The sequence below is a fragment of the Lewinellaceae bacterium genome (assembly GCA_020636135.1).
Lineage (GTDB): Bacteria > Bacteroidota > Bacteroidia > Chitinophagales > Saprospiraceae > JAGQXC01.
The window spans coordinates 223,031-234,357 of the sequence record JACJYK010000001.1; the positions used below are offsets into that span (position 1 = coordinate 223,031).

The following is an 11,327-nucleotide window of genomic DNA, read 5'->3' on the forward strand; positions in this document are numbered from 1 at the left end:
GGATTTTAAAATATTTCAGGGCTTTATCCATAACCCATCAGGGCTGCCAGGAAGCAAGTGAACCAGGGATGTGACCAGCCCTATTTGTTAAAATAAGGCTAAATTGAGTACAGTAAATGAACGTATTCGTTTATTAATTGGTAATAGCTTTAATTTTAGAAAGAATCGGGTGGCTGGAATATCCCCGGGCATTTACCGAAGCCGGATCAATTCGGAGTTAATCTGCTTGTATGAAACCATGGTGTACCATTGTCAGTTTGTTGCTAGCCGTGACAGCTCATGCCAGTGTCGATGTGCCTGCTGCCGCCATCCGGTATGTTCAGCAACATGCAGATGTTTTTAATTCCAACCCCAATGATGTTCAGGAATTGCGGATTTCCAGTTCGGCAACAGGCCTGAAAGGCAATGTTTACCTTTACGTACAGCAACAGTACCAAAACCTGGATATCTACAATGCGATAGCAACCGTCGCATTTTCTTCAGACCACAAGGTCATCCATGCTGCCGGAAGATTGATCGACTCCGTGGAAAAACGGTTGGTGTGGCCTTTGGAACAAACCTTGCCTGAAGTGGCTATCGGGAACATCCTGGGAGCTGCGGTTGTCCTGCCGCGAATACAGCTTCTGGGGTCTGAGAAGCATAAACTATTCCTCGGGAAGGGTTTTACGGATTCAGTCAGTGTACGTCGGATCTGGTGGTCCGCACAGATGGGACCAGTGTTCGAAATGGTATTCGAAGTCGTAGTACCCACAGCGGAGGATGTAAAGCAGTACATCGTTCGTGTTTCGGATGGTACTATCCTTCAGGAACGGTCTTTATTTGTTGATTGTGGTTTTGAAGGGGAGGGTCAAATGGAAGCCCCTGCCTTGCCTTATAAGGCCGATGCATGGTTTGGTCCCAATAATGAGATGAATGTTTATAAGGTTTATCCAATGCCGGTAGAAAGTCCCGCTCACGGATCGCGAGCGGTGATCACCAACCCGGCCGATCCAATTGCTTCTCCCTATGGATGGCATGATGTCGATGGTAAAGCAGGAGCGGAATTTGATGACACGGAAGGCAACAATGCGCGGGTCCAGGAAGACACCGACGGAGATGATCTATTGGGCAAGACAGCGGATGGCGGAGAGAACCTGGTTTTTGATTTCCTGCTCAATGAGCAACGCGCACCCATTGATAATCTGGATGCCGTCCTGACCAACCTGTTCTTCTGGGTTAACCTAAATCACGATTTGTTTTACCAGTATGGATTTAAAGAAACGGACGGCAATTTTCAGCAGAACAACTATGGCCGATCTGGTAAAGGCAATGATCCGGTATTCGCGGATGCTATGGATGGTTCTGGTCTTAACAATGCGCGGTTCTATTCTCCGGAAGATGGTTCTGCCGGGCGGATGGAAATGTTTTTGTGGGGTACCAATGACGCCAATCTGGACATCGCTGGGCCTGACCCACTCAACGGATCGTTAGGTAGTATAGAGTCCGACTTCAGTGCCAATAACAAACTCGAAAATGTCGGTGAAGTTAACGGCCAGGTGGTATTGCTCAGAGATGCTCAGGGAGGATCTTATCTGGGATGCCTCGGTACCGATTTAATGAACGGAGATGAATTTGCCGGAAAGATTGTACTCATCGAGCGGGGTATCTGCTTTTTTGTAGAGAAAGTACTGCGGGTACAGGAACTCGGAGCCACAGCCGTGATTGTCTTTAATAATGATTCCAACGATCCCATCGTCATGGGAGGCATTGAAAACCGAATTACAATCCCGGCTGTCATGATATCCCGGTATGATGGCCTTAACCTGGTTGAAGCCCTGTTGCGGGGAGACACCATCCAGGCTCATCTTTCCAAGGGAAGTGAAAATAAATACCTGGACTCGAGTCTGGACAATCTGATCATTACCCATGAATACGGACACGGGGTGTCGATACGGCTTACCGGTGGGGCAGCCGCAACTACCTGTCTTGAAAATGAAGAACAAATGGGCGAAGGGTGGAGTGATTATTTTGGATTGTTGTTTACGACAGACTGGAATGTCGCTCAACCGCAAGATAAGCGTGGTGTGGGAACCTGGCTTTCACGGGAAAATATCGATGGCAGAGGTATCAGGCCCTATCCTTATTCCTACGATTTATCCATTGACCCACTCAATTATGGCAATATCAAGGATCTGGCAGTTCCGCATGGGGTGGGAACGGTCTGGTGTTCTATGTTGTGGGATATGACCTGGGAAATCGTCCGGACCGAAGGTGCGAGCAACGACTGGTATCATGGTGAGGGTGGAAATAATATCGCATTGAGTTTGGTTGTCGAGGCTCTGAAACTTCAACCCTGTCTGCCCGGCTTTGTCGATGGCCGTGACGCCATTATCCAGGCTGATGAACAATTATACGGGGGAAAACACCTGTATGCCATCTGGAAAGCATTCTCCCGTCGGGGTTTGGGTGCTGGTGCGCAGGAAAAATCACCGTTTACCGTTCTGGACGGTATAGCGAATTTTGACATGCCGGAAAATTTCAAGACAAAAATTGAATTATTACAGGCCCGGGATAGCATCCATCAGGTCAATGTAACCTGGAGGACCATTGCAGAATACGACAATGATCATTTTGTACTGGATCGCAAGTCCAGTACGGGAGGCTATGTTGAGATAGCCCGGTTGACCGGATTTTTGTTTGATGTCAAAGGGCGGGACTTGCGGGTTCCGGACACAGATGTCCAAACGGGGCAGCACTACCGTTACCGTCTGAGCAGTGTAGACTCGAAAGGATTATCCACCGTACTAGATTATACCGACGTATATGTCATTCCGGTAGAGGATCTGGTTGCCTACCCGAATCCGGTAAACAATGGTCAGGTCAATATCCGGATTTCCACCAGTATACAGAGCCCCGTGGAAATCAATCTGTACGGTGTCGATGGAAGGCGCTACTTACATCAGGAATTTGCAGATCCCTCCCTATTGTATACGGCGTATCCGCTGGAAATAGGAGCCATAAGTTCCGGAACCTATTTCATCCAGATGATCTATGCGGATGAGGTCGTTTCTCAGAAGATACAAGTCATTCAGTAATTCTGGTACTTTTCTTGCACCGAGGGCCATTCCCGGAATTAATGCACCCGCCTGGAATTTCCACCGTTTCAAGGCAATATAGCTTTACAATTCAGGCTTTATTCTGCTTGAACCTACTCTATCTTTAACAGTGGTAATCTTGTCCGGTAATCTCCCTGGCTGATGAGGATCTGGTAAAGTCCGGCTTGCCAGTTCACTCCGGTGAGACTGACAGTCTGTTCGGCGCCGCCCGGAATCTGGCCCTGAAATACCTCCCGCCCCAGAACATCAACGATCTGATAATGAATCATGCGGTCATCCGTCGATTGAATGGTCAGAGTGGAAGCGGTTGTAAAGGGGTTTGGGAATACCTGGGCGCGCAGTGGTGATGAAGGATCATTCCAGTTAGCCAGAGTGGTCAGTTGGCTGGTGGATGCGGATGCCTCCGCTTCGATGCGGATCTCCGAGAAGCCTGCACAGCTACCGCCCTGATTGGCAATCACCGTTATGAGCAGATACCGGGCTACGATCCCCTGCAGATCAGGACCAGCCTGCCCTTCATAAATGGATTTCCCGGTTCCTTTAGCAATCGTTGTATTTCCAAAGGTTTTCCACTCAGCGCCAGTGTCGGAATAATCAATCGCGATCTCTGCAATGCCCCAGTCCAGATGGGAGGGGTCATTCAGATTCCAGAAATGGGTATTGTATAACATGTGTGGTGATCCGAAATCGTACAGGATCCAGTGTGATTCACCGCGGAGATTGTTTGGACTGGCAGCCATATCGCAGGAAATCCATCCGTCAAACCACGTAGTGGAATGGCGGTCCGGGTAACATTGTCCAAACCCCTTAACGGATGTAATTGCAATGGATGTAATCAGAATTATAGCGTGCAAAATTGTTTTCATCGTACCGTTGGTTTAAATTTTTAAGAATCCCAGCGGAGCGCCGGTGCCCGAATAAAAGTTGGAGAGGTTGGGGAATAGGGTGTTCAGTTCGCCCGGGGATACCCCAAACCACAGGGCCATTTCAGCAAAATACTGGTCGACCGATGTTGATGGTATCAGAACGCCACCGCCGATTTCGATATCGCTTTCCAGCTCCAGTGAAGGGTAAGCGCCATATACCTGGCCACCCTTGACACCACCACCCATAACCATGACATTGCCTCCCCAGGCATGGTCGGTACCATTACCATTGGAGGTCAGGGTGCGTCCAAATTCTGAAATGGTGAAAGTGGTCACCAGATCGGTCATGTTCAGCTCCTGCAGTGCGGCATAAAATTCGCCCAGGGCGTTGCTTAACACCGGTAGCATATCCTGCTGGCTTTGGATTACTTCATCGTGGTGATCCCAGCCACCGTAATCGACGAAGAAGATCTGTCGCTGGACATTGAGGGTCTGCTGCACCGCAATGGTCCGTGCGATCATTTCAAAACTCTTACTCAGGTAATTGTCAGAAAAGGAGGTTCCTATCACGGATTGAGACAAGGCACTTTCAAACTCAATGTGTGCATCCCGTGAATCGCGGATCACATCGACATAGGTCTTTTTAAAGATATCCTGGTAATTGTATTCCAGCAGGCTGTCGATGGCCTGGGTTCGCATCCGGTCAAATACATTCCACTCGTCCGTTGAGCCATATCCATTGATGCCCACACTGCCGTTGTACGGATCGATGGCATACTCGATGGTATTTTGGCCGGTCTGAAAGATATTGGTACCGGAAAGCGAGATGTTCATGGATATCCGCTGATTGGTGTTCATGTCGTGGATCAGGTCCGCGATCTTTCCTCCCCAACCTACGGAAGACCGTTCATGCGGAAAACCCGTCTGCCATTGCTGGCTCTGGTCCGAATGGCTGAACAGTCCCAGAGGGAGCAGTTTTTGCTGGTATGAGTTAAAATCATCCTTGGTTGTAGGCTGGATCAGGGTGCCGACATTGGAAACAAAAGCCAGATGATTGTTTTCAAATAGTTGTTGCACAGCGGTCATCGAAGGATGTACACCCAGCTGCATACCATTATTGGTGCCTTTTAATGCAAGCAAATCCTGTTGCGGTAAAGCGAGGTTTGAGCGGGTGCTGGCATACACCTGGTAAGAAGCATTATCCCGGGGTATCAGCATGTTAAAGGAGTCGTTGCCACCGGACTGCATCAGGCAGACCAGGGCTTTGTAGTCACCGGCACCTGCCACCGTCGAATTGGCCATGGCGGCAGCATTGATGGCTTTCATATTGATGAGGGCGTTGTAGAGGGTGGCGTAACCCATAGCGCCACATCCCAATTGCCCGATGAATTTTCTTCTGGAAATATTTTTCATAGTGATGTTGGTGTTTCGATTATTTGAAAATGGCGTAGTCGGGTGAGATCAGCAACAGGTACAATGCCAGGCGTACCCGGTCATCACGATAATCTCCCCGTTGCAGTTGTTCCAGTGCCGACTTGATGATGCTCCGTGTCCGGTCGGTTAACTGGCCGTGGGTGAAGAGGACATCCAGGCGGTTCAGGAGCACCTCCGGATCGCGCGCCAGCGGGGTTAATTCGTCGGTGTTCAGGATTACCCAGGGCTCATCCTCCCAGTTTGCCATCACATAATTGTATGCGGTCCAGTTATTGACCTGGTTGATGTATCCTACACTGGTTTTGGTGTTGTGGATCTGGTATTCCGGTGCGATCAGGCCTTGCTGTGAAATGGGTCCAATGGGTTGATAATCAGGAAGGAAAAAGTTAAAAACGCTGGGAGATCCCAATGGTACCTGACCGGTGCCTTCCCAGAAGTCGTAGGCGATATTCCAGAATTTATTGTTGTATTGTTCGATCGGCAGAGCCTGGGTAAACTGGGTATAGCGTATCAATGGTTCAACCAATTTGCCGTGTGCCGGAGCTTCTAGAGCGGCACAGGTCCGTGCTTCGGGATCCAGGAGAATGGCCCGTATCACGGCCTTCATATCGCCACGTACACCCTGTCCATTGTTGTTAAAAGCCTGGCTGACCCGGGCTACGTAAGCCGGTGAAGGATTGGAAGTGACCAAGCGCTGGATTAATTGTTTTCCTATGAACGGTCCGACATTAGGATGCATAAACAGGGTATGTATTGCTTCTTTGATATCCTGCATACCAGTCTGTCCGGACAGGATCGTGTGGTTGCCCACGATGATTTTTTCACCAGGCTCGTGCCAGTCTTCGTACATCCGCATGGGATGCGTCATATCGCCCACCCAGATCCCCAGTCCGAATTCTGCACTGTCGACGTATTCATTGGGCACCACGCCCGAGAGTCCTAGCCCGGTGAAGACTTTGGCTAGGTTCTTGATATCCTGCTGACCATAGGTCGGCATCCAATTGCCCGACCCATCGGACTTTCTGGAGCCGTCTTCATTGAGTTCGTACAGTCCGATGCTGAAAAGCTGCATGATCTCGCGGGCGAAATTTTCATCGGGATGAATGTTCTCCTCTTCGATCGTCTTCGGATTGTTGAGGTGGCTGAGGTAAAAACCCATAGACGGGTGGAGCGCTACATCCAGCAGGATGTCCTCATAATTTCCGAAGGCATTTTTATTGAAGATGTCGTAATAGCTGGCGAGGCCATCACCAAATCCGGACAGGTCGGAATTGATGGATATCACCAGGATCTCACTGAGTGCCAGAGCGATACGTTCCCGAACTTTCTGGCTTTCGCCACCGGTCATCAGGTGTTGCCAGTAGCCATATTGAAAAGCTGACCAATAGGGACGGTATCCCACATCACTTGAGTCACCACCATTGGCCAGAAATTTATCGACGATTTCCTGATATATTGACATCGTGACGGGAAGAATGTAGGAAGGCTGGGTGTTCAGCTCATCCTCCAACCATTTGTCAATACCTTCATCGGCGACTTTCTGGATCAGATCCAGGTCGGCTCCCAGGGTTGCCTGGGCCAGAAACCGGGAGGCATCCATCCGTGGTCCATCCAGGCCATCCCCACATATGGTCTTATATCCATCCGCCGTCTGGGTCCAGTTAGGAGGAGCATAGGAGGAACTGGTCAGGACGGTAATCCCATTGCAATTTCCACCTCCTAACATGACCGATTGGCCAGAAACAGAAGCAATAAGCAGACTTAGGCTACAAAGTAATAACCAACGCATATATTAAATTTTAAGGATTGTCAGAGAATGCCGAAAGCAGCAGGTAAATGGGGTTATATGAGAACAACGACGTACTTCAGGTATCTAATATATAAACAAATGAAATTTGTTCAGCAGTCGGCAACTTTTTCACAGCTTCCAATTATTTCTCCGAAAGAAATACACTCCAAGTCCGGGGGTATCAACCGGTGACCTGGCCGGAAAGTATGCGCCGGTGGTAATTGACCTGTCCCAGGTGATAGCTGAGATGAGCCAGTAAGTGCAATAGAAAATAATGGACACTCATAGGATATCCGAACACCTCCTGCGGATAGGTATCGGATAAGCGGGCAGGGTCAAATTGGGTCAGGGTATCCTGCACCACTTGTCTGGTGATTCGGATCTCATCCAGCAATTCCAATTTGGAGAGCCCGGTTGCGCTGAATTCATAGGGGCGGTTGCGTTGATATGGGAATCCTCCCAGCTGCCTTCCGACAAATTCGCGCAAATTCCCGCACAAATGGATGGCCAGATTACCTCCGGGGTTGATTATCCCGGGAAGGGCCTGCCAAAGCAGATCATCGGATGGATAAAGTTCTATTTCCTGAGCTAATTTGTCCAGATCACGCTGATACAATGCGCTGAGCTCCTTCATGTTGCGGTGTTTAAACGTTGATCAAAAGAAAATGATTTGAGAGCGTTGCTTTCCGGCCGGATTAATTTTCCAACCCAATACAACGGAGTGCCGATTCAAAAATAGCAGAATAGGGACGGAAAAGCAATTGCTGCAGGAGCCAACAGTGCATTAATGTGTCAGAAAATGAGGATCTTTCTCACCAGCGGTAACCGGGAAAGGCAGACGGTTTTCCAGAGGTGGTAACAGGCAGGTTGCAAAAGTGGTAAAAGCGCAGGGTGGATTGTAAGCCTGATTAAAATCCAGCACAACCGTGTTCCCATCAACCGGCTTTTTAGTATACAAATACCTGCCGCCGCCATACGTATCCATCCCGCTGGTCTCATCGTAAAACAGCAAAAACAATTCATCGGGCCCACCATCCAACACAATCAGCTGATAGGTATTGCCCTGGTAGGTGAAACTGAGGTAGCCCGGGCTGCTATTATCCACGATCATATCCAATGCATTGGGCAGAGGTACCGTCCGAAGAGTATCATAAGGGTGAAAGGTAGCCTGAAACCGCCAGTGTGAGTCTATGGGGAAATAGGGTATATCTTTTAATGTTTTACGCGCCGGGTGTTCGGTATCGCGAATCCGGACAAGGAAATGTCCGCCCCGGTTGATAAGAAACCATTGGTAGGAAGCAAAGGAACACACATAGGTGGTATCCGTGGGCTCGAGCCGGATATCCTGTACACTGGTTCCGTTCACCTCAACGTCAATGCCGGAGTTGATGTGCATATCAACGGTCTCACGCTGGACCGTCATGGTGCCCATTTCGGATGGCGTACCGGCTGGAAACCGCACCGGGCAGAGCGAATCGGAGCCAAAACATTGGGTGCCTTCCTCCAGTGGATAAAGGCCTACCAGGGTCACCCAGCCGTCGGGCCTGGTAAGGGACACCAGCCGCTCGTGTTGCCATTGCCGGATTGAGGCTTCATAGGTCATAGAATTGCTTTTGCAACCGGAGAGGGAAGCCACAATCCCCAAAATTATTAAAGCCTGTATGGCAGCGCGAAGCATGATGTGTCATTATCCTGAAAAGATAGGAAATTCGCTCAGTGCATCAAACGGGTAAAGACCGCAGTCCGGATAAATTTTGATTTGGAGCCTGATTCAGGATTCAAAAATCGGATAATCCGGGAAAAAGTTATTGCAATTGAAAATTCATTGCATTGATACGGACAGCATTTTTGGCATCACGCATGTATTCGACCAGGCGGAAGGTGGTAGAATCTTCCAGGTCCATTTTTATTTGTTCCGGGAAAGGGTCTTTGTTTTCCTTATTTTCAAATACCATTTGCCGGGGATCGATGGTCTTCGCTTTTAGAAATATGCTGTCGCCCTCCGGTGTCACCGAGATCCAGTAAAGGTCATCATTGCGTTTTTTGATCCAGATGTCCTGATCCGGTAATGGATTTCCATGGAAGTCCTGACGTTTGGCGTGGCATTCCCAATAATTACGGCGGGGATGTTCCCAGTGAGCCTGTATAATGGCTTCGCCACTTTCTGTGTTCCAGTCGCCCGTTAACCAGTGGGTGAGAACCTGGGGCGTAGCCGGGTCCTGGGAAGTATTTTCCTGCTTACAGGCTATTAGTAGGACAAGTCCGGTTGCGATGATGATCCGGTGCATTTTTTTTGTTGCAAGTTATCGGATTTCATTGGAAAAATATCCTCAGGCCCTGATGGGAATGATAATCAGAGGTAAGCAAATACCAGGGAATACCCAATTAACTGCTTAAAGACAGGTGTAGGCAGGGTGAATGATCGAGCATTCTGTTGTTTAAATTATGAAAATGTTTAATGTGTATTTGGTTACCGTGATAGGGTCCCGCTGGGACCAGGAGGTATTTTCAGGAAGGGTTACCCTTAAGACACATGAAATAAATTTTTAATGTGAACATATTGGTTTGCATGAGATGGGTTTAGATGCCGTACCTGCGGCACGGTGGAATTGCTACCGTGATAGGGTCCCGCTGGAACCAGGAGATATTACATGAGAGGTTACCCTGAAGACGCATGAAATAAATTAATAATGTGAACATATTGGTTTGCATGAGATCGGGTTTAGATGAAAATATGTTCCAGTCCCTTTAGGGACACCACCCTGGTAGCCAATAGAATGGAAAAATGGATCTGTGCCGTAGGTACAGCACCCCGTAATAACGCGTTAAACAAATAAGAAAATTTATTAATACGTTTATCAGGTCTTGACGAGACCTGAGGTATTAATAATCTGAGGTCTTCAACAATTTGACCACCTGGGTTGCGTGCTCGCCGTAAACCCGCAGGAAATAGATACCGACGGGTAATAGGCGCAAATCCAATTGATTACCGATCAGGTGCCTGCGAAGCAATACCCGGCCTTGCTGTGATAACACATCTACAAAGGTTTCTTCCGGGATGCCGGATACCGTGATGGATTCGGTAAATGGATTGGGGTAAACGCGGATGGGTTTCCCCCACTGACGGCTTGCAGATACCTGGTCAGAAATGCACTGACAATTATCCGGATCCGGGCTTAGGCCGGGTCTGCAAATCTGGGGCCCCTGGACCGTAACCAGTTGTACCGTATAAGTAAAGTCGGTCATATCCCCGCTGACCATGACGTCAGAGATGGTAACGATAATGGGTTCATCATAAGGTCCGGAGAGCCAATCAAAAGGAATTTCAGGTTCCCAGACGATCGTATTATCGCCATAGCCATTCGTCACGGGTAAAATTTTTAGTGGCACCTCAACGCCAAATCCATCGGTCATCCGGATGTTCGTGTTGACAAAATTTGCATTGGGTTTGCTAAAGCTCCACCGCCCATAGACCAACGGTTTAGGGAAAAATCCGGGAGCAGGGTACGCGATGTATTCGAGTTCAGGCTCCGGGTTTTTCGGCCCGATCACCCACAATGCCTGGGTACTGCTGGTGGAGCCCATGCCAAAGGATTTTGCCCGGCTGTAGAGGATCCAGCGGCGATGCCCGACCGCTTCATTATTGGTGCCATTGTCCTGGATGTAGGCCCGGATCGACTCGGAACTCTGTGTACCAAACGCCAGATTGGATTTTCGGGCTGCATCGTAACCATCCTGGGTCCAGCATTTCCAGCTTTCCGGTGGGTCATGACTCAGGTCGTGGTTAGCCAGCATCATGACAGCTGCCTGTTGGGCTTTGGCATTCATCGCAAGATCCCAGCTGATGTCGTCCGGTAACCCTGCCAGTCTGCGGTAATAGTTGATACGCTGCAGGGTTCTTGCATAAGCCATGGCAGAAATGGTACCTGCATTGCAAAGGGTGTCCGTCACCGACCCTGACCAGTTTAGTTCGGTCAGATTTACCTGTGATCCGATGAAGTTATCCTGATAATCGTTGATGGTCGCATCACGAATGCATTGCGCAAATGTGGTTTCCCAAGTGACCAGAAGGAATAGAAAGAGCAGGTATCGTGTTATCATGATCTTTGGTAATATTCGTCTGAAGAGGTAGCAACAAGGATT

General features: G+C 49.0%; 8 protein-coding genes. 1 reads left to right on the top strand and 7 read right to left on the bottom strand.

All coding sequences use genetic code 11. The features are described from left to right. Positions 1-230: 230 nt before the first annotated feature. Complete coding sequence (locus H6570_00920) at positions 231-3,074, top strand: M36 family metallopeptidase (protein ID MCB9317815.1); 2,844 nt, start codon at positions 231-233, stop codon at positions 3,072-3,074. A 113-nt stretch (positions 3,075-3,187) separates the two neighbouring features. Here H6570_00920 and H6570_00925 read toward each other — a convergent pair whose 3' ends face one another. The 7 genes from H6570_00925 to H6570_00955 form a co-directional block, all read right to left on the bottom strand. Then, on the bottom strand, positions 3,188-3,961 hold the full coding sequence (locus H6570_00925) for a T9SS type A sorting domain-containing protein (GenBank protein ID MCB9317816.1): 774 nt from the start codon (positions 3,959-3,961) through the stop codon (positions 3,188-3,190). Between the two features lie 12 nt (positions 3,962-3,973). Then, entirely contained in the window at positions 3,974-5,374 is a 1,401-nt protein-coding gene (locus H6570_00930; GenBank protein MCB9317817.1) for a DUF1501 domain-containing protein, read from the bottom strand. Positions 5,375-5,393: 19 nt separating this feature from the next. Further along, positions 5,394-7,184, bottom strand: coding sequence for a DUF1800 domain-containing protein (locus tag H6570_00935; GenBank protein MCB9317818.1), 1,791 nt, complete (start codon positions 7,182-7,184; stop codon positions 5,394-5,396). Between the two features lie 181 nt (positions 7,185-7,365). Then, entirely contained in the window at positions 7,366-7,818 is a 453-nt protein-coding gene (locus H6570_00940) for a DinB family protein (GenBank protein ID MCB9317819.1), read from the bottom strand. A gap of 150 nt (positions 7,819-7,968) precedes the next feature. Continuing rightward, on the bottom strand, positions 7,969-8,787 hold the full coding sequence (locus tag H6570_00945; GenBank protein ID MCB9317820.1) for a DUF1684 domain-containing protein: 819 nt from the start codon (positions 8,785-8,787) through the stop codon (positions 7,969-7,971). Positions 8,788-8,989: 202 nt separating this feature from the next. Continuing rightward, positions 8,990-9,472 carry a hypothetical protein gene (locus H6570_00950; GenBank protein MCB9317821.1) on the bottom strand — a complete coding sequence of 161 codons (483 nt, stop codon included), beginning with the start codon at positions 9,470-9,472 and terminating at the stop codon, positions 8,990-8,992. Between the two features lie 595 nt (positions 9,473-10,067). Next, positions 10,068-11,285: a T9SS type A sorting domain-containing protein gene (locus H6570_00955; protein MCB9317822.1), complete on the bottom strand. Its 1,218-nt coding sequence runs from the start codon at positions 11,283-11,285 to the stop codon at positions 10,068-10,070. Positions 11,286-11,327 lie beyond the last annotated feature (42 nt).